Source organism: Mycobacterium sp. URHB0021, from assembly GCF_054057895.1.
Map to the genome: position 1 here is coordinate 5,314,071 of NZ_JBSRZT010000002.1, position 18,573 is coordinate 5,332,643.

The 18,573-nt window shown below is 66.2% G+C and carries 18 protein-coding genes and 3 pseudogenes; 11 read left to right on the forward strand and 10 right to left on the reverse strand.

Going from position 1 to position 18,573, the window contains the following annotated elements:
• Nucleotides 1-143 precede the first annotated feature (143 nt).
• Nucleotides 144-1,472, forward strand: a complete 1,329-nt coding sequence (locus ACVWWN_RS28580; RefSeq protein ID WP_457146874.1) for a cryptochrome/photolyase family protein — start codon at nt 144-146, stop codon at nt 1,470-1,472.
• On the opposite strand, the gene ACVWWN_RS28585 is transcribed toward ACVWWN_RS28580, so the two are convergent.
• The gene (locus ACVWWN_RS28585; RefSeq protein WP_457146875.1) at nt 1,465-2,298 is read right to left on the reverse strand and encodes a mycofactocin-coupled SDR family oxidoreductase; all 834 of its coding nucleotides are present in this window, start codon (nt 2,296-2,298) and stop codon (nt 1,465-1,467) included. The two genes, ACVWWN_RS28580 and ACVWWN_RS28585, sit on opposite strands and share 8 nt — an antisense overlap.
• Nucleotides 2,299-2,373: 75 nt before the next feature.
• On the opposite strand from ACVWWN_RS28585, the gene ACVWWN_RS28590 reads away from it, so the two are divergent.
• Nucleotides 2,374-2,628 carry a DUF2631 domain-containing protein gene (locus ACVWWN_RS28590; protein ID WP_457146876.1) on the forward strand — a complete coding sequence of 85 codons (255 nt, stop codon included), beginning with the start codon at nt 2,374-2,376 and terminating at the stop codon, nt 2,626-2,628.
• 483 nt (nt 2,629-3,111) lie between these two features.
• Here ACVWWN_RS28590 and ACVWWN_RS28595 read toward each other — a convergent pair.
• Nucleotides 3,112-3,324 (reverse strand): annotated as a pseudogene (locus tag ACVWWN_RS28595) (wax ester/triacylglycerol synthase domain-containing protein); the annotation flags it as partial.
• Here ACVWWN_RS28595 and ACVWWN_RS28600 point away from each other — a divergent pair.
• Nucleotides 3,295-3,843, forward strand: a complete 549-nt coding sequence (locus tag ACVWWN_RS28600) for a DUF427 domain-containing protein (RefSeq protein WP_457146877.1) — start codon at nt 3,295-3,297, stop codon at nt 3,841-3,843. The pseudogene ACVWWN_RS28595 and the gene ACVWWN_RS28600 overlap by 30 nt on opposite strands.
• Nucleotides 3,844-3,979: 136 nt before the next feature.
• Entirely contained in the window at nt 3,980-5,812 is a 1,833-nt protein-coding gene (locus tag ACVWWN_RS28605) for an acyl-CoA dehydrogenase (protein WP_457149314.1), read from the forward strand.
• 56 nt (nt 5,813-5,868) lie between these two features.
• On the opposite strand, the gene ACVWWN_RS28610 is transcribed toward ACVWWN_RS28605, so the two are convergent.
• Together ACVWWN_RS28610 and ACVWWN_RS28615 are read right to left on the reverse strand one after the other, a co-directional pair.
• Nucleotides 5,869-9,036: an AAA family ATPase gene (locus tag ACVWWN_RS28610; RefSeq protein ID WP_457146878.1), complete on the reverse strand. Its 3,168-nt coding sequence runs from the start codon at nt 9,034-9,036 to the stop codon at nt 5,869-5,871.
• Between the two features lie 83 nt (nt 9,037-9,119).
• On the reverse strand, nt 9,120-9,269 hold the full coding sequence (locus tag ACVWWN_RS28615; protein WP_457146879.1) for a hypothetical protein: 150 nt from the start codon (nt 9,267-9,269) through the stop codon (nt 9,120-9,122).
• Between the two features lie 52 nt (nt 9,270-9,321).
• On the opposite strand from ACVWWN_RS28615, the pseudogene ACVWWN_RS28620 reads away from it, so the two are divergent.
• Together ACVWWN_RS28620 and ACVWWN_RS28625 are read left to right on the forward strand one after the other, a co-directional pair.
• Nucleotides 9,322-9,667, forward strand: a pseudogene (locus ACVWWN_RS28620) (TetR/AcrR family transcriptional regulator); the annotation flags it as partial.
• Nucleotides 9,624-9,851 carry a hypothetical protein gene (locus ACVWWN_RS28625; protein WP_457146880.1) on the forward strand — a complete coding sequence of 76 codons (228 nt, stop codon included), beginning with the start codon at nt 9,624-9,626 and terminating at the stop codon, nt 9,849-9,851. The pseudogene ACVWWN_RS28620 and the gene ACVWWN_RS28625, both read left to right, overlap by 44 nt.
• Before the next feature lie 3 nt (nt 9,852-9,854).
• On the opposite strand, the gene ACVWWN_RS28630 is transcribed toward ACVWWN_RS28625, so the two are convergent.
• Nucleotides 9,855-10,358 carry a hypothetical protein gene (locus tag ACVWWN_RS28630; RefSeq protein ID WP_457146881.1) on the reverse strand — a complete coding sequence of 168 codons (504 nt, stop codon included), beginning with the start codon at nt 10,356-10,358 and terminating at the stop codon, nt 9,855-9,857.
• Nucleotides 10,359-11,403: 1,045 nt separating this feature from the next.
• Here ACVWWN_RS28630 and ACVWWN_RS28635 point away from each other — a divergent pair.
• From ACVWWN_RS28635 to ACVWWN_RS28645, 3 genes and pseudogenes are all read left to right on the forward strand, one after another.
• Nucleotides 11,404-11,961 (forward strand): TetR/AcrR family transcriptional regulator, encoded by a 558-nt coding sequence (locus ACVWWN_RS28635; RefSeq protein WP_457146882.1) that lies wholly within the window; start codon nt 11,404-11,406, stop codon nt 11,959-11,961.
• A gap of 107 nt (nt 11,962-12,068) precedes the next feature.
• Nucleotides 12,069-12,608, forward strand: a pseudogene (locus ACVWWN_RS28640) (aldehyde dehydrogenase family protein); the annotation flags it as partial.
• Entirely contained in the window at nt 12,605-12,751 is a 147-nt protein-coding gene (locus tag ACVWWN_RS28645) for a nuclear transport factor 2 family protein (protein WP_457146883.1), read from the forward strand. The pseudogene ACVWWN_RS28640 and the gene ACVWWN_RS28645, both read left to right, overlap by 4 nt.
• A 91-nt stretch (nt 12,752-12,842) precedes the next feature.
• Here the strand turns inward: ACVWWN_RS28645 and rlmN are convergent, their stop codons facing one another.
• On the reverse strand, nt 12,843-14,012 hold the full coding sequence (rlmN, locus tag ACVWWN_RS28650) for a 23S rRNA (adenine(2503)-C(2))-methyltransferase RlmN (RefSeq protein WP_457146884.1): 1,170 nt from the start codon (nt 14,010-14,012) through the stop codon (nt 12,843-12,845).
• An 84-nt stretch (nt 14,013-14,096) separates the two neighbouring features.
• Here rlmN and ACVWWN_RS28655 point away from each other — a divergent pair, with 84 nt between their 5' ends.
• Nucleotides 14,097-15,047 carry a DMT family transporter gene (locus ACVWWN_RS28655; protein WP_457149315.1) on the forward strand — a complete coding sequence of 317 codons (951 nt, stop codon included), beginning with the start codon at nt 14,097-14,099 and terminating at the stop codon, nt 15,045-15,047.
• Here ACVWWN_RS28655 and ACVWWN_RS28660 read toward each other — a convergent pair.
• The gene (locus ACVWWN_RS28660) at nt 14,983-15,516 is read right to left on the reverse strand and encodes a methyltransferase family protein (RefSeq protein ID WP_457146885.1); all 534 of its coding nucleotides are present in this window, start codon (nt 15,514-15,516) and stop codon (nt 14,983-14,985) included. The two genes, ACVWWN_RS28655 and ACVWWN_RS28660, sit on opposite strands and share 65 nt — an antisense overlap.
• Nucleotides 15,517-15,604: 88 nt before the next feature.
• Here ACVWWN_RS28660 and ACVWWN_RS28665 point away from each other — a divergent pair, with 88 nt between their 5' ends.
• A complete protein-coding gene (locus tag ACVWWN_RS28665) occupies nt 15,605-16,198 on the forward strand; it encodes a TetR/AcrR family transcriptional regulator (protein WP_457146886.1) in 594 nt (197 codons plus the stop codon).
• A 4-nt stretch (nt 16,199-16,202) separates the two neighbouring features.
• Here ACVWWN_RS28665 and ACVWWN_RS28670 read toward each other — a convergent pair whose 3' ends face one another.
• From ACVWWN_RS28670 to pyrH, 3 genes are read right to left on the reverse strand one after another with little or no spacing between them, the layout of a single operon-like run.
• A complete protein-coding gene (locus ACVWWN_RS28670) occupies nt 16,203-17,087 on the reverse strand; it encodes a phosphatidate cytidylyltransferase (protein WP_457146887.1) in 885 nt (294 codons plus the stop codon).
• Nucleotides 17,088-17,645, reverse strand: a complete 558-nt coding sequence (gene frr / locus ACVWWN_RS28675; RefSeq protein ID WP_457146888.1) for a ribosome recycling factor — start codon at nt 17,643-17,645, stop codon at nt 17,088-17,090.
• A gap of 60 nt (nt 17,646-17,705) precedes the next feature.
• Nucleotides 17,706-18,461 (reverse strand): UMP kinase, encoded by a 756-nt coding sequence (pyrH, locus tag ACVWWN_RS28680; RefSeq protein ID WP_457146889.1) that lies wholly within the window; start codon nt 18,459-18,461, stop codon nt 17,706-17,708.
• Nucleotides 18,462-18,573 lie beyond the last annotated feature (112 nt).

Below are 18,573 nucleotides of genomic sequence, written 5' to 3' on the forward strand. Positions count from 1 at the left end.
GCCGGCGTCGTCGAGCATTCGGGCCAGGCGACGTCCTCCGAGGTGGTCATGAACGCCGTTCCAGACCGGAACTGCATACATGTCACCGTTCCGTCAGTCGCGACACTGGTTTGTTTGCGGGCAAATTCGGGCAGCATCTAGGCATGCCCACTCTGTTGTGGTTCCGGCGCGACCTGCGACTGCACGACCTGCCGGCGCTGCAGGACGCGGCCGCCGACGATCAAGAGGTGCTGGCCTGCTACGTCCTGGACCCGCGACTGATGGCGACGTCAGGGCCGCGCCGGCTGCAGTACCTGTACGACGCGCTGCGGGATCTGCGGGACGGCCTCGACGGCCGATTGTTCGTCACCCGTGGCCGTCCGGACCAGCGAATCGCCGCGGTGGCCAGAGCAATCGGCGCCACTTCGGTGCACGTGTCGGGCGACTACTCGCCGTTCGGGCGCCGGCGCGACGACGCGGTGCGCGACGCCCTCGGCGACGTCCCGCTCCTGGCCTGCGGATCGCCGTACCTGGTGTCACCGGGCCGGGTCATCAAGGGCGACGGCACGCCCTACAAGGTGTTCACCCCCTTCTACGACGCGTGGCGACGCCACGGCTGGCGGCCGCCCGCCGAAACGGGACCGAAGTCGGCACGGTGGATCGACCCGGCCGAGTTGCCGGGCGGCGTCGAGATCCCCGACGCCGGAGTCGAATTGGACATTCCCGCCGGAGAATCCGTGGCGCGGAGCGAGTGGCAGAAGTTCGTCACGAGCGGCCTGGGAGATTACTCCCAAGACCGCAACCGGCCCGATCTGGACGGCACCAGCCGGATGTCCGCCCACTTGAAATTCGGCACGATCCACCCCCGCACGATGGCGGCCGATCTGGGCCGCGGCACGGGCGCGCAGGCGTACCTGCGGGAGTTGGCGTTTCGCGACTTCTATGCGTCGGTCCTGCACGAGTGGCCCGACAGCGTGTGGTGGAACTGGAACAAGTCGTTCGACGCGATCGAAGTCGACCAGGGTCGCGACGCCAAGAAGGCCTTCGAGGCGTGGAAGACCGGCCGCACCGGGTTTCCGATCGTCGACGCCGGGATGCGCCAACTCGCCGAAATCGGGTTCATGCACAACCGGGTGCGGATGATCGTCGCCTCGTTTCTGGTCAAGGATCTGCATCTGCCGTGGCAGTGGGGTGCACGGTGGTTTCTCGAGCAGTTGGTCGACGGCGATATGGCCAACAATCAGCACGGCTGGCAGTGGGCGGCGGGCTGCGGGACCGACGCGGCACCGTATTTCCGGGTGTTCAACCCGATCACCCAGGGTGCGAAGTTCGACCCCGCCGGCGACTACGTGCGCCGGTGGGTGCCGGAGTTGGCCGATGTGGCCGATGTGCACAAGCTCGACGGCAACCGGCCGTCGGGATATCCGGAGCCGATCGTCGACCACAAGCGGGAGCGGGCCGAGGCGCTGCGCCGTTACGGCACCATCACTTGAGCGTCAGGCCGCCGTCGATCGGAAGCGCGACGCCGGTCAGGTACCGGCCGGACGGTCCGCACAGATACACCATCGCGTCACTGACGGCCTCCGGCTCGATCGGCGGGATGGACAGCAGCGGCTGTTGCGCGGCACCGAAGCTTTCGTGCTCGCCGATGAAGCGTCCCGAGGCCTCGTTGAGGATCATCGGCGTCGCCACGCCGCCGGGGTGGACGGTGTTGACACGAATGTTCTTGTCCGCCAGCGACGTTGCATAGTGCCGCATCACGCCGATGACGCCGTGCTTGGCCGCGGTGTAGCCGGCCGCGCCGTGACTCATCGTTTCGAAGTTCGTGCTCACCGACTTGAAACCGGCCGCCGAGCTGGTGATCACGATCACCCCTCCGTCGCCGTGCGCAAGCATCGCGGGAAGCGCCGCCTCGATCGTGAAGTAGACGCCCTTGAGCATCACGTCGACCGCATCGACAAAGGCCGCCATCTGCAGTCGCTCGTCGCCGAAGGCCGGGAAGACTCCGGCGTTGGCGAGCACGAAGTCGATCCGCCCGAGTTCGGCGACGCCGTCGCGGACGGCGGACTTCAGCCGATCGAGATCACGGACGTCGCCCCGTTCGGCCACGATGCGTCGACCGGTCTTCTCGACGAGGTTGACCGTCTCGTCGAGGTCCTCCGGGGTCGCCATGCGGTAGGCGATGCTGTCGATCTGGTCGCACAGATCGAACGCGATGATGTCGGCGCCCTCTTCAGCGAACCGTACGGCGTGCGAGCGGCCCTGGCCCCTGGCCGCACCGGTGATGAAGGCGACCTTTCCCGCGAACAGTTTCGCCATGACGGATGACCCTACGGCGTGTGTAGTAGGCCTGTGCCAGAATGGCGGCAGGGATCAGCGACGTGAGGAGCAGCCGTGGCCAACACCGAGGTGGAACGACGCATCGATGTCGACGTCGAGGATGTGCCGTCCGCGGAATGGGGCTGGTCCAAGGAGAACCCCCGGCTGATTCAGATCGGCGGCCTGCTCTCGGCCGGCTTTCTTCTGCTCATGCTGCGCGGCAACCACGTCGGCCATGTCGAGGACATCTTCCTGATCGGGTTCGCGGTGCTCCTCGTCGTCCTGGTGGGGCGTGACTGGTGGCTGCGCCGCCGCGGCTGGATCAGGTAGCCGAGCGGCCTCACACCGAATAGAGCGTGCGGAACGATCCGGTCCCGATTCGGAATACGGTCTCTGTCCGTGCACCCGAATCCCCGGACACCGCGGCGGCGGTGAGCGCGTGCGACTTGAATGCCCCCGCCGCCGCACTCAACCGGTGCTCGACGGGGTCGACGCGACGACCGAACTCGACCGGATGCCGGCATCGGCGGGCGGGGCGCCGTCGAGGCTGTTGTCGCGGCTGATGAAGGGTCGGGTCCAGATACTCCACCGTCGCCGGCAGGAACACTTTCGGGCGCGCGGGCACGGATCAGCGCGCCGCCGCGGCCAGTGGCATAACCTCACCCACAGAGGTGAGATGGCCGGAAGTCCGGCAGCGGTTCTGATTTCGATGAACGCCTCGAGCATCGCATCGATGACCTCGGGTGGATCGTCGAGGGTCACGTCGTCGGTCAGCACCGAGATCGCGAGCTGGTCGACGTAACTACACACCGGATACATCTCCCACAGGGGGTGGCGGCGGTCCAGAGGAGTGCTGGCGATTTCGCCGATCAGCTGGTCCAGTTCCCGCCGCCCACCGGGGGCGGTCCGCGGATAGGCGACCCGACGGAACACATCGAAGGTGAAGCCGCCATCGACGCCCGACACGTCCAGGACGCCGACTTTGAGGGTGTGCATGTGGACTTCGGGTGTCTCGGTATAGAGCATCGGTGCGTCTACGCCGTTGATCTGGTGTTCATCGAACCCCGCCCGCGCCGCGTTCAGGGCATCCGCGACGGCCGGACGGTGATCGACACCGAGCGCGCGCTGATGGTGCACCGGCGGGGTCATCCGCTGAGCTATGTGTTCCCCGCCGACGAGATCGGCGGCGTTTCCGGCGACCCCGAACCGGAGGCGCCCGGTTACCTGCGCGTGCCATGGGATGCCGTCGATGGCTGGAGGAGGACGCAGGCTCGGGCACTTCTACCGAACCCGTATCACCGCGTCGACCCGTCGCTGGTCCGCACCGATCTGCTGCGGCGGTCGGACACCGCGAGCTACTGCAACTACAAGCGCGACGCGACGTACTGGTCGGCCGTCATCGGCGGCACGATCATCGATGACGTGGCGTGGAGTTATCAGGACCCGTTGTCGGAAACCCTACCCATCAAGGGATTTCTCAGCTTCGACGCCGCGGGGGCCGACGTCGTCGCCGAGTTGCCGGGATTGGGCGGGGCTGCCGGCTGAGGCGGTGCGTATGACGCGCGTCACACCCGCCGGCCTGACGTCGCACCCTACGGTTTCGTCACCGTAGGTTACGGTTGCGTACGTTTTCCCTGCTCAGACACACTGCCGGGTAGTCGTCAGTGTGAAGGGAAGAGCCTTGGGCCACTACATCGCCAACGTTCGTGACATCAACTTCAACCTGTTCGAGGTGCTGAACCTCGGCGAGGTTCTCGACGCGGGCCACTACGGCGAGCTCGACTCCGACACCGTCCGGACGATGCTCGACGAGGTTGCCCGCCTGGCCGAGGGTCCGGTCGCCGAGTCGTTCGCTGACGCGGATCGCAACCCGCCGGTGTTCGACCCCCACGCTCACACCATCTCTGTGCCACCGGAATTGGCCAAGTCCGTGCAGGCGGTCAAGGACGCCGAATGGTGGCGCATCGGCATCGCCGAGGAGATCGGCGGCGTGCCCGCCCCGGCGGCGCTGACGTGGGCGATCCACGAGATGCTGCTGTGCGCCAATCCGTCTGCAGGTTTTTTCTACGCCCTCGGGCCGGCCATGGCACACGCGCTGGCCATCGAAGGCAACGAGCAACAACGGCTTTGGGCAGCAAAGGGTCTCGAGCGTGGCTGGGCGGCAACCATGGTGCTGACGGAGCCGGATGCGGGTTCCGACGTCGGGGCGGGTCGCGCGAAGGCAATCGGCCAACCGGACGGCACCTGGCACATCGAGGGCGTGAAGCGGTTCATCTCCGGCGGCGACGTCGGCGACACTGCCGAGAACATCTTTCACCTGGTGCTGGCTCGCCCCGAGGGTGCGGCCGCGGGCACGAAGGGGTTGAGCCTCTTCTACGTGCCGAATTACCTCTTCGACCCCGACACCCTCGAACTGGGCCCTCGGAACGGGGTCTTCGTGACCGGACTCGAACACAAGATGGGTCTGAAGTCGTCACCGACTTGCGAGTTGACGTTCGGTGCGCATGGCGTCCCCGCGGTCGGCTATCTCGTCGGTGATGTGCACAACGGCATCGCGCAGATGTTCACCGTCATCGAGAACGCCCGCATGACCATCGGCGTCAAGTCGGCAGGCACGCTGTCGACGGGCTACCTGAATGCACTCGCCTACGCCAAGGAGCGGGTACAGGGCGCCGACATGACCGAGATGACCGACAAGACGGCGCCGCGGGTGACGATCATGCACCATCCGGATGTCCGGCGCAGCCTGCTCACCCAGAAGGCCTACGCCGAGGGGCTGCGCGCGCTGTACATGTACGCTGCGGCCCATCAGAACGACGATGTCGCGCAGCTTGTTTCGGGAGCAGATCCCGGCATGGCGCACCGGGTGGACGACCTGTTGCTGCCGGTGGTCAAGGGCGTCGGATCCGAGCGTGCCTACGAGATCCTGACCGAATCGCTGCAGACGCTGGGCGGATCGGGCTTCCTCCAGGATTACCCGATCGAGCAGTACATCCGCGACGCCAAGATCGATTCGCTCTACGAGGGCACCACCGCGATCCAGGCACTGGACTTCTTCTTCCGCAAGCTCGTTCGCGACCGGGGTGAGGCGTTGGCGCACGTCGCGTCGCAGATCAGCGAGACCATCGACAACTGCGACGCCGGCTTGAAGAAGCAGGCCGCCCATGTGCGTACCGCACTCGAAGACGTGCAAGCCATGACGGCCACTCTGACCGGCTATCTGATGTCGGCCGCCGAACGGCCCACGGAGATCTACAAAGTCGGCCTTGCATCGGTACGGTTCCTGCTCGCGGTCGGCGATTTGCTCATCGGGTGGCGTCTGCTCGCGCAGGCCGAGGTCGCGCAGGCTGCGCTGGACGCCAACCCGCCCGCCGCCGATGCGGCGTTCTATGAGGGCAAGATCGCCACCGCGGCGTTCTTCGGCGCGAACATGCTGCCGAAGCTCACCTCGCTCCGTGGCGTCATCGAGTCGCTCGACGACGAGATCATGAGCCTGCCGGAGGACGCGTTCTGAGCCGCTTCCGGCGCCGAGACTGCGGCCAGATCGCAAATTCGGGCGAGATCGCGCACTCACCGCAGTTTCGGTGCGGCGGCACTCTCGATGTACTGTTCGAATCCGCATGATTCCACCAGGTCCCGATGCGCTGCGAGCAGCCTGCGGCACCGGGGTTCGTCGCCGCGCGCTCTGGCCAACAGCGCTCGAAGTCGAGACAACGCGATCTCGAAGACGACGTACCGCGGCTCCGTCGGCACCGTCGCCAGCCGTTCGATCGCCAGCTCCGCTTCCGCCAGGTCAGCGTCGCCGCCGCGGGCCAGCAGCGACTCCACGAGAACTGTGGTCGCCCGTCCGCGGTACAGGAATTCGCCCGTGGTGAGCTGATCCTCGATGACGGCCCTGGACAATTCGACTGCACCCTCGATGTCACCCCGGCGCAGCAGCTCCCACGCGAGATGCACGTCGATCATCATCACACCCATCACGTTCGACAACTCGTGGGCGGCCGCCTCACGACTGCGGGTGAGCAACTCGAAGCCGGCCGCTCGATGTCGGTCGGTGTGATGAATGAGCGTCATGCCCCGGGTGACTTGCGCCATCCACAGTGTCACGTCATCGCCGGACGCCTCCGCAACCTCCAGTGCCTCAGCGGTTTCGGTCATCGCTGTTGCGTCGGCAAGAAGAGCGCCGGTGGTGATGCCGAATGCATACTTGTACGTGACGACCAGCGCCCTGCTCATCGGGTCGAAGGGTCTCGCCATCGTGATGCCGTCGGCGAGATCGTCGCGCCAGCCCGGAAAGCCCAGCGCACATCGACTGACTCCACGGGCGATGGTCGCCAGCGCCAGCGGCGACCCGAGCACCAGATTGCCCTTGGCCGGATCACCGTCGGCCAGATCGATGACGCGCTGCGCCAACCGCTGGCACGCCGCCATCTCCCCAGCCTCGCCCTTGGCGTAGATCGCTCCGTACAGCAGTCCGACGGTCATGGTGGAATCGCCGATCGACTCCAGGGTCTCCGCGAGTTCCGTTGCAAAGAACGACGATTCGGCGAACTTGCCGTTCATGGTCAGCTGCGCCAACACCCCCGCCATGCCGATCGCCAGCGACAACTTGTCTCCCGCGGCCGCCGTCAGCTGGCGCAGTCCCTCGAAACCGTTGTCGGTCGCGATACCGCCTGCGCGCCAGGCTGTTCCGCAGAGTAGCGTCCGGGGGGCGATCCGCATCGCCACCCGATCGCGGTCGTCGGCCGGCAGTCGATCGGCCAGCCCTCTGGCTACCTGCCAGCTCATCCTGGCGGCCGTGATGTCACGGGTGGCCGACCACGCGCCCGCGCGCATGCGCCACGCGAAGGCCTCCCGGAGATCTCCAGCGGCCTCGAGATGTTCGGCGATCAAGGCGGCGTTGGCGTCGGCGGACACGAGATCCGACTCTTCGATGCAGGCGGCCAGGCGGCGATGCAGCTTGGCGCGTCCCGACTTCAACTGGGATTCATAGGCGACGGTGCGGATCATGGGATGGCGGAAACAATATTCCGGGCGTGGGACGGCCATCACCTGGTCGACCAACTCGGCCTCGATCAACTCGGCCATCAAGGTGCTCGGCACCAGCTCGTCCAGCAGGTCCGACCCGAAACGTGACCCGATGACCGCCGCAGCGCTGAGCGTTCGCTTGGCCGGCACTCCGAGGCGGTCGATGCGGGCGGCAATGGTGGCCTTCAGGGTGGCGGGGACGTGGGCGACGGTGGCATCGCCCGCGCAGGCATAGTCACCGGGTCGTCCGTCGATGACCCCGCGCTCAGCGAGGTCGCGCACGATCTCCTCGGCAAAGAATGGGTTTCCGGCCGCCCGGTCCGCGACTTGCGCGGCCAATCCCGACACCGAGGCGTGCGACCCGAGCAACTCTTCGACAACGGCGGTGGTCTGCGAATCATCCAGCGGGGTGAGCGCAATCGTGTGAGATCCGACGACGTTTCTGAGTGGGCCGCGGTACTCCGGCCGATAGGTGAACACGACCAGGGACCTGGTCTGCGGGATCACCGACACCAGGCCCGCGAGCATCGATTCGCTCACGTCGTCTATCCAGTGCACGTCCTCGATCACGAAGACCGCCGGGGTCGATCTGGCCAGCGATGCGGCGTTCAACAGCTGCATGAGTCGGCGCCGGCGTGCGTCCGGGTCGATCTCCGGCAGCGAGATTTCGGGGTCCCCGATTCCCAGCAGGTCGTCCAGCAGCACCAGGTCGTCGGCATTCCCGTCAGGCGTCCGGTCCCGTACCCGTTGGCGCGCAACGGCCGGATCCGAATCATTGACGTCGAACACCGCTCGCAGCAGCGCCGCCAGCACATGCGACGGGATCGCCCGCGCGTGTGATTCACAGTGGGCGGCGAAATCAACCATGCCCCGCGACGTCGCCCCCGCGCACAACTCTCGGACAAAGCGGCTCTTACCGATCCCCGGTGCCCCGGCCACCCCGAGCACGCCCCCGCCGCCGGCCAGTGCCCCGTCGAGCATCCCCGTGGCGTAGTGGAGTTCCCGTGTGCGCCCGACGAAAGTCAACTCATGGCCCGCGCGATCGGGTCGCTGTTTCGCCGCAATCAGGCGTCGTGCGGGCACGGCGTCCGCCGCACCCTTTATGTGCACCCACTCGCGTTCGCCGAGCACGACGGCTCCGTCCACCAACCACGCCACGGACTCCGCGAGCAGCACGGTGTCCGGCGCGGCTGCCGATTGCATCCGCTGCGCCATCCCCACGTGCTCGCCAACCGCCGTGAAGGAGAACGGCGACGACCCGAGTTCACCGACGATCACCTCGCCGGAGTTCAGCCCGATGCGGACATGCAGCTCCACCCCGTCACTCTTCTGCAGTCGTTCGGCCAGGGCCTTGATCTCGGACTGGATTGCCAGCGCCGCCAGACAGGACCGAAGCGCATGGTCCTCCAGTGCGATCGGCGCGCCGAACAACGCCATGACGCCGTCGCCGGTGAACTTGTCGAGAGTCCCGCCGTACCGCCGCACCACCGTCGTGCAACGGTCGATCAGTTCGGTCATCACCTCGCGCAATCGCTCGGCACCCAGCGCGGCAGCGATGCCCATCGAGTTCACGACATCCACGAACAGGATAGTGATCTGCTTGTACTCCGCGTTGTCGGCATCGGTCGATACGGGCGCTCCGCAGGAGTCGCAGAACCTGGCATCATCTCGGAGCGGGTTCGAGCAGGTCTGACAGCTTGTGGCCGGCATGGCCCCTCCCTCTCGAGCCGCGCTGACGGCTTACCGCCATGTCAATATCGGGGCATCGCATCCGCGATGTTGTCTGGTGTCGGTCACACGCCCTTGATGACCGCGCTGCCGAAGCGTTCGATCACCTCGACCGCATGCGCCACGCTGTCCCCCGGGACGGACACCTGCAGCCAGGTCACGCCGAGTCGGGCCAACGTCTCCGCGCCGGAGCAGTGTTCGCGAGCGGCTGTCACAAACTCAGCGTGACACCTGCACTATTTTTTTGTAAAGCTATGGCGATGCCTCGACCGTTGCCGGTACGAGCGCGCCGTCGCTGAAGCCACCGCCGACCTCCCGGCCGGCGACGGACTCGACGCGGCGCTGCGGCTCATCGTCGAGTACCAACAGGCCTATCCCGGGCTGCGGATGATCGACATCGAACCCGCGCAGGTGATCACGCGACTCGCACAGGTATTACCCCTCATGCGCGAAACGACTGGAGCGCCTCATGCCCGGATCGGTCGCCGCGGCGACGGCGGTGCGCGTGGCGATTTCGCATCACCTCGTGCGCAGCGACTATCACGGCGAATTCCTGGACCAGCTTCGCCATGCGGCCCGCGTCAAGCACCACCCACCCGGACGTACGCCATGACCATTCCGCCCACCCCGACGAACTGACGCCCGAGTGGTTCAGCCACGCCCTAGACACACCCGTTCGGGCCGTGGAGGTGCTCGACGCGCATTCGGGCACCGCCGGACGTCATGCCACCGGCGGCAACGCGGTCACCGACCGGGACGCCGTCGGACTGCTCGACGAGCGGACGGCCACCGGGTGACCGTCACGCCTTGCCGGCGCCGACCTCGCTCAAAGCGGCTTCGATCTCGGCGACTCGGACCAGATCGAAGCCCCACGGACGCTCCACGCCGACATGGGTGTCGAGATCCCAGAGGACACACTTCTCGCCCCGTTGGGCGACCATCGCCCACGCGATGACCGTCCTGCGGAGTTGATCGTCCATCGAACCGGAGGTATTCACGACGCCGGATGGTGCACCGCCCTCGGGATGGTGATGCAGGAACCGGCCATACGCCGCCTCGCAGAAGGCCGAATATCGCGCGGTGCACAGGATCAGGCCGTGCCACGCCTCGTCGACCGCGTGGGACGGCATTCCGATCACCTGGTTGTCGCGCATCGCGGCGCCGCAGCACCGCAGCCACTGGCGCAGACCGGTCTCGACGAGCGTCCGCGGTTCCCACGGGCACGTCTTGAACACGGCAGGCGGGAGCTCGAGTTCTGCCACCGCAGAACACAACCGGTCGAACCCTCCGCGTCGACGCCACATCCCCTTCACTGTATGGGGCAAGTCACCGCGGCGTGGCCTTTGCACCAAGGATGTTCAGGGTCGACTGCGTCGCGCGGATCCGGGCCGTCGTCCGGCCTGTCGTCAAGGCCCGATTCGGCCAGACCCGGGTGGGTCAACAGCCCAATCCCTTTCGTATTCAACAGGAACCGCTGGCCATCGGAGTATCCCCCGGTGGTATGTATTGCTCTGATCCGCATAGTCTCCAATTGGGCGATGATCTCTGCGGTGCGCTTCCCGACCCTGATGCCTTCGATGGTCCGGCCATGGTCATCCCTTCGATAGGGTTTGCACATTGGCGGTTATTTGTAAAACTCGATGAATACGCCGGCTCGGACTGGAGGCTTGGTGGCCGGCACAGCGGGCCGGCGATGCCGTCGGGGAATCGGTGTTCGTGAAGATGGTGGCGGCGATCGCAGCCATCCGGCTGATGGGTGAAGTCGGCAGGCCGGCCGACTCGCACCTGAACTGACCGGCGTGCCGGCCTCGTACGGTTCGGTGTTCGATCCGTTGACCGGCCGCTTCTTCGACGAGAACTACCGCGCCGTCGCGGCTCATCGACGAACCGCCGCATAGTCATGCAGGGTGGCGCGCACCCGGGGGAATCTGTACTTCCGCAACGGAGAGGCGGGACTGCTCGACTGGCAGGCCGTACGGCGCGGCCACCCCGGCCGGGAACTCGCCTACACCCTAATCACCGCGTTGACGACCGCGTACGCCACCAACGCGATCTGCTGTACGTCTACCGGCGGCCGCGGGCGGCCCCGAACTCGGTCAGGCGTCCTGTGGGAGCGCTACCGGCACGGAGCGCTCTACGCGTATGTCGCGGCGCTGATAACCGCGGTTTGGGCGGTATGCAGGCCGAGGCGATCGCGCTGGAAGAATTGCGACGCACCGTTGGCGCGTTTACCTCGACACCATGGCACTGCTGCAGAAGTCTCTGTGAACGGCACCTGCCGTGCCGCTGCCCTCACCAGCGTTCTCACGGCATACCATCATCGAAACGACAGCGATCGAGGCCGGGAACGTGAACGAACCACTACGTGACACATCCGGGATCGTCGACGACAGTTCGACGAGACGCCGGATCCTCGTGGCGACCTCCGAAGTCCTCGGACGCAGTGGCCAGACCAAGCTGAGCCTGTCCGAGGTCGCGCTGCAGGCCGGCGTTTCTCGGCCCACGCTGTATCGGTGGTTCGCCTCCAAAGGGGAACTGCTCGACGCCTTCGGGGTCTTCGAACGAGAGATGTTCGACACCGGTATCAGCAGGGCGACGGCAGACCTGCGGGGCACTGAAAAGCTCGACGCCGCACTGAGATTCATCGTCGCCTACCAGCAGTCCTATTCGGGTGTCCGGTTGGTGGACATCGAGCCCGAGGTGGTGATCGCACAACTGGCGCGGATCATTCCGGTGATGCGGACGCGTCTTCAGCGGCTGATGCCGGGTCCCAACGGCGCCGTCAAGGCGGCCACCGCCATCCGCGTCGCGATATCGCACTACATCGTGCGCAGCGACGACGACGACCAGTTCCTCGCCCAGCTGCGCCACGCGGTGGGCATCAAGCCGGCCGATCCCTCGACCTGAGCGGAGCTGCCCGGCCACGGCGCCGCACGGCCACCCGGAAGATCCACCAACGCGCTGACACTCTGGCCTGAATTTGTAGAGCTGTGTGCTTGACCGATGTGCAGACCCTCGCCATTCTCAAGTCCATGATAGAAGGCTTCCCCGTCGGTGATCTGTGGACACCCGGCAACATGCACGGCCCCCAGATCAGCGAGACCCAGCGGCACAAGGTACTCGGGCTGATCAAGAGCGGCATCGACTCGGGCGTCCGGCTGGTCACCGGCGGCGGCATTCCGGAGAACCTGGCGACCGGCTACTACGTGGCAGCGACCCTGCTCGCCGATGTCGACCCGGAATCGCAAGTCGCCCATGCGGAGATCTTCGGGCCCGTGCTCGCGGCAACGCCGTACGACACCGATGACGAGGCCATCGCGATCGCGAACAACTCGATCTGCGGGCTGTCCGGTGAGGTCAGTGGGGGCGACATCGACCGGGCCTTCGAAGTCGCCAAGCGGATGCGCACGGGCAATGTCACCATCAACGCCAAGAGCCACTTCGGGATCACCAGCCCCTTCGGCGGCACCAAGCAGAGTGGCCTCGGGTATCGCAACGGCGAGGAAGGCTACAAGGAAGATCTGGCGGTCAAGACCATCGGGATGCCGGAATGATCGATCCCGAAAACCCCTGCGACAAACTCGAGATCGCCGCTCTGCTCACCACGTACGCCCGCACGGTGGACACCAAGGACTGGGCACTCTACCGGTCGGTGTTCACTGACGACGCGTTCATCGCCTACTCCTCGGCGGTGTGATCGCGGGTTCGCTCGATGAGGTGACGGACTTCTTCGCCGGGGACTTCAGCACCCTGGTCTCCGTGTGGACCGTCAACGCGCCGGCGAAAGCTCAGCCCTCGGCGGCCAATTGACCGCAGGCCGCGGCTATTTCGCGGCCACGCGTATCACGCACTGTGCACGAGACCCCGCGTTCGCGGACCCGCCTGACGAATTCGCGTTCGGCGGCCTTCGGGCTGGCGTCCCACTGGCTGCCGGGGGTGGGGTTCAGCGGGATCAGGTTGACGTGCACCAGCGGGCCGAGCGCACCGTGCAGGCGCTTGCCCAGCAGGTCGGCGCGCCACGGCTGGTCGTTGATGTCGCGGATCAACGCATATTCGATCGACACGCGCCGGCCCGTGGTATCGGCGTAATACTTTGCGGCGTCGAGGACTTCGCTGACCTTCCATCGATTGTTGACCGGCACCAGGGTGTCGCGCAGCTCGTCGTCGGGGGCGTGCAGCGACACCGCCAGCGTCACATTGAGCCGTTCGTCGGCCAGCCTACGGATGGCCGGCGCCAGCCCCACGGTGGACACCGTCACCGAACGCGCCGAGATGCCGAAGCCGTTCGGCGGCGCGGCGGTGATTCGGCGCAGCGCGGCGAGCACCCGGTTGTAATTCGCCAGCGGCTCTCCCATGCCCATGAAGACGATGTTGGAAAGCCTGCCGGCGCGCGCAATCCCATCACCGCGTGCGGCGCGCGCAATCCCATCACCGCGTGCGGAGCGCGCAATCCCGTCACCGTCGCGGTCCCGCAACTCCACAGCCGCCGCCCGCACCTGCTCGAGAATCTCGGCCGTCGACAGGTTGCGGTTCAACCCGCCCTGCCCGGTTGCGCAGAAGGGGCATGCCATGCCGCAGCCCGCCTGTGACGAAATGCACACGGTGTTGCGGTCGGGATAACGCATCAACACCGACTCGAAGGTGGTGCCGTCGACCGCACGCCACAGCATCTTGCGCGTCTCCCCCGCATCACACTCGATCTCGCGCACCGCGTCGAGCAATTTCGGGAACAACGCTTCGGCGACATGATCGCGCATCGCCGCGGGCAGGTCGGTCATCTGGTTCGGGTCCGCGGTCAACCGGCCGTAGTACTGGTTGGCCAGCTGTTTACCGCGAAAAGCGGGCAGCCCGAGGTCCGCGACGGCTGCGGCACGGCCGGCCTCGTCGAGGTCGGCCAGGTGACGCGGCGGCATCGCGCGGCGGGGTGCGTCGAAAACCAGGGGCAGAGATGTGGCCATGAGCTTCGGTCAGTATCTCATCCATCGACGGCGGAAATTGAATGGCGACCGGCGACGTTGGTCGCAACTATGGGAACCATGGCGATGCCCACGATGTCTGCTCGCACGGCTTCCTCGCTGGCATTCGTGTATGCCCTCGGTTATCCGATTGGTGCTCTTGCGGTTTCGGCGATGTCACCGATGGCGGTACTGGTCTTCAGGTTTGGTCTGGCGGCTGTGCTGCTGTCGGGATGGGCGTTGATCGCGCGAGTGACGTGGCCCACTGGCCGCACCCTGGCCCACGTGTTGGTCAGCGGCCTACTGGCGCAGGGACTGCTGTTCACCTGTCTCTACCTGGCATTGATGCACGGCGCGCCGGCCGTGCTGGGTGCGGTGATCATCTCGATGAACCCCGTCGTCACCGCGCTCCTCGCCGCGATGTTCCTGGGCGAGAGCCTGTCGTGGATGAGGGTCGGTGCGCTGGCGTTGGGGGTGCTTGCCGTGTTGGCGGCCTGCGCGGGCCGCTTGCTGGCGGTGGGTGGCGTCGACCCCGTTGTGCTGCTACTCCTCGTCGGGTTGTTCAGTGTGGCCGCCGGCGGGGTCTATCAGCAGCGATTCATCTCGGGCGTGGACTTTCGCGCCACGGCAGCGTTGCAGAACGCGGCCTGCGTACTGCCCGTCGTCGTGCTGGCCACGCTGATGCCGTTCAACGTGACCGACCCGTGGAAGGCGGCGGGCGTGGTGGCCGCGGTCGTCCTGCTCAACGCGGCCCTGTGCATGACGATGTACGTCCGCGCCGTCAACAACCACGGCGCCGCGGCGGTCGCCATGCTGTTCGCCGTCATCCCGGCCATTGCGGGCGTGCTGTCGTGGCTGCTGCTCGGCCAGCGTCCGGATATCGGAATCGCCGTGGGTCTGCTCATCGGAGCAGCGGCGTGCTGGCTCAACGTGCGGGGCTCACGCCGTCAGCGCGAGCGCGCCCCCGAAAACGTCAGCGACTCGGCTCCCAGCCCGACACGCGTGGGATCCAGCGAGGCACATTCCGGCGGTAACTGACATATTCGGCCCCGAATCGGCGCGCTAGATGGGGCTCTTCCCACACCTGGATCGCAGTCGTCAGGACCGCGAAGAACACTGCGAACCAGAGTAAGAGCCAGCCGGAGGCGGCGACAGCGGCTTCCCCGAGCAGCATCGCCAACACGCCGCTGATCATCGGATTACGAACGTGGCGATAGGGACCGCGGACCACCAGTTTGACCGGCTGCCCCAGCACATCTCCGATGCCCAGCGTTCCCTCGCCGACCCGATCGAACAGGTAGACCGTCCAGCACAGCATCACCAGTCCGCCCACGATCAACGGCACACCGACGCTCATCAGTCCGACCGTCAAAGGCGAGCCCGCATCCGGCACCCGCACGTCGGCCCAGCCCACGATCAGTGCCGGTATGACGATCGCCATCGTCGCCGGGAAGAGCAGAAATGACAGGATGTGCCGCCACCACAGTCGTCGTTCCAGCGTCTTCATCGTCGTCCTCCTTCTTCAACAGCGGTTCAAGAACGAGGATACGACCGCCTCCGCAATACATCAACATGCGTTGAAGTACGCTTCGGACATGCCCGAAGCGCGGCGCACCGGCCGGTGGCGCACCGGTCAGCAGAACAAACAACGCATCGTCGACGCGGCGCGTGAGAACTTCATGCGTGACGGCTATGAGCGGGCGACGGTCCGAAAAATCGCGGGCGACGCCGGAGTCGACGTCGCGATGGTCTACTACTTCTTCGGCAACAAAGAAGGGTTGTTCGGCGCCTCGGTGCTCACCGGACCCCAGCACCCGCTGCACCAGATGGCGTCGCTCCTCGACGAGAGCACCGAGCAGATCGGGCGCAGGCTCGTGCGCGGTTTCCTCGAACACTGGGACGACGGCGGGGTCTTCGAACCGCTGCTGACGCTGTGGCGGTCAGCCTCGATACAGCCGCAGGCCCGCAGCATGTTGCACGATGCGCTCGCCGGACCGATGGCAGAGCGCGTCGCCGCAGAGTTCAAGGTTTCCGACGCCGAGCTACGCGTGGAGTTGGTGGCCAGCCATCTCATGGGATTGGCGTTCGCGCGGTATCAACTGAAGATCGAGCCGATCGCGTCGACCCCCGTTGACGACCTCGTGGCCTTGGTCGGGCCGACCGTCGAGCGTTACCTGACCGGCCACTGAGCACTCACGCGAGCAGCGTCAGCACGATCCAGCCCGCGACGGCCGACGGCAGCATCGCGTCGATCCGGTCCATCAGGCCCCCGTGCCCGGGTAGCAGCGTGCCCATGTCTTTGATGCCGAGATCACGCTTGACCTGCGATTCGACCAGATCGCCGAGGACGCCGGTGATCACCAGCATCAGACCGAGCGGCACGCCGACCCAGGCCGGTTTGCCCATCAGAAACGCCACGATCAACACCGCTGCCGTGACACCGAACAGCAGCGAGCCGCCCAGTCCCTCCCACGACTTCTTCGGGCTGATCGCGGGCACCATCAGGTGTTTACCGAACAGCACGCCGGCGACATATCCGCCGATGTCGGCGAAGACGACCGTTGCGATCACGGTGAACGCGCGGGCACCGCCGTGATCCTGAAAGATCAGCAGCGCGGTGAAGCCGGCGAACAGCGGTATCCATGTCGCGATCAACACGGTGGCCGAAATGTCCCTCAGGTAGTTCTGTGGTGGCTCGCGGAGCCCCTGTCCGACCAGGCGCCAGACCATGCACACGACGACCGTTCCGCCGTACGCGCCCAACAAACCGGCCGGCCCGAACGGCCAGGTCAACCAGATCATGGCCTGGCCGCCGACCAACAGGGGAATCACGGGCAGGACGTAGCCCGCCTCGCGGAGTCGGCGAACGACTTCGTGGGTGGCGATCGGCATCGCCACCGCGAGCACGGGCAGCCATCCGATCGGCGCGAACAGCAGGATTCCGATCGCGATCCCGCCGAGGACAACGCCGACGCCGATCGCGGCCGGCAGGTTGCGGCCGGCCCGGGACGCCTTCTTGGCCGGCTCCGTCGGACCGGGCTCGGTGTGTGCCACTGGAGAAGCTTGCTGATCGGTCACTTAGACCTCCAGCAGCTCGCCCTCTTTGTGCTTGACGAGGTCGTCGATCTGGCTGGTGTAGGTGTGGGTGGTCTTGTCGAGGTCCTTCTCCGCCCGGCTGACTTCGTCCTCACCGGCCTCGCCGTCCTTGCGGATGCGGTGCAGCTCCTCCATGGCCTTCCGGCGGATGCTGCGCACCGACACCCGGGCATCCTCACCCTTGGCCTTGGCCTGCTTGACGAGGTCGCGGCGGCGCTCCTCGGTCAGCTGAGGGATCGCGATGCGGATGACGTTGCCGTCGTTGGTGGGGTTGACGCCGAGGTCGGAGTTGCGGATGGCGTCCTCGATGTTTCGCAGCTGATTGGACTCGTACGGCTTGATGACCACCAGACGCGCCTCGGGCACGTTGATGGACGACAACTGCGTGATGGGTGTCATCGAGCCGTAGTAGTCGATGTTGATGCGGGAGAACATGCCGGGGTTGGCACGTCCGGTGCGAATCGACGACAGGTCGTCGCGGGCCACCGACACCGCCTTCTCCATCTTCTCCTCGGCGTCGAAGAGCGTTTCGTCGATCACGGTGAGTTGTCTCCTTCTGCTCCTCGCGTGCGCGCAATGCGCTGAGTGCCCGGTCGACCGTCAGGTGGTGACCAGTGTTCCGATCTTCTCACCTGCCACCGCCCGCGCGATATTGCCGTCGGTGAGAAGGTTGAAGACGAGGATCGGCATGCCGTTGTCCATGCACAGGCTGAAGGCAGTGGCGTCGGCGACTTTCAGTCCGCGGTCGATGACCTCACGGTGGCTGATCGCGGTGAGGAGTACGGCGTCGGGGTCCTCACGCGGATCGGCGGTGAAGACGCCGTCGACGGCCTTGGCCATCAGCACCACCTCGGCGCCGATCTCGAGAGCCCGCTGCGCTGCCGTCGTATCGGTGGAGAAGTACGGCAGGCCCATGCCGGCGCCGAAGATCACCACGCGCCCCTTTTCGAGATGACGCACCGCCCGCAAGGGGATGTACGGTTCGGCCACCTGGCCCATCGCGATGGCGGTCTGCACCCTCGTCGCGATGCCTTCGTGCTCCAGAAAGTCTTGCAGTGCAAGGCTGTTCATCACGGTGCCGAGCATGCCCATGTAGTCCGAACGGGTGCGCTCCATGCCGCGCTGCTGCAGTTGCGCGCCGCGGAAGAAGTTGCCGCCGCCGATGACGACGGCAACCTGCACTCCGCTGCGGACCACCTCGGCGATCTGCCGGGCCACCAACGCCACCACGTCGGGGTCGAGGCCTACCTCCCCGCCGCCGAACATCTCACCGCCAAGCTTGAGCAGGACGCGCGAGTACATCGGCCTTATCGGCGGCGATGCTCCGGCGCCGTTGGTGGTGGTGGGTTCCGCCATCCGACTCCTTCGGGGTTCTCGCAAGAGATCGCCATCCCGGCGCAAGGCCAGGGACGGCGCCCCTCATCCTGCCCTATCGCGGGCCTTGAACCGCCAAGGGGTCGGTAGGTGT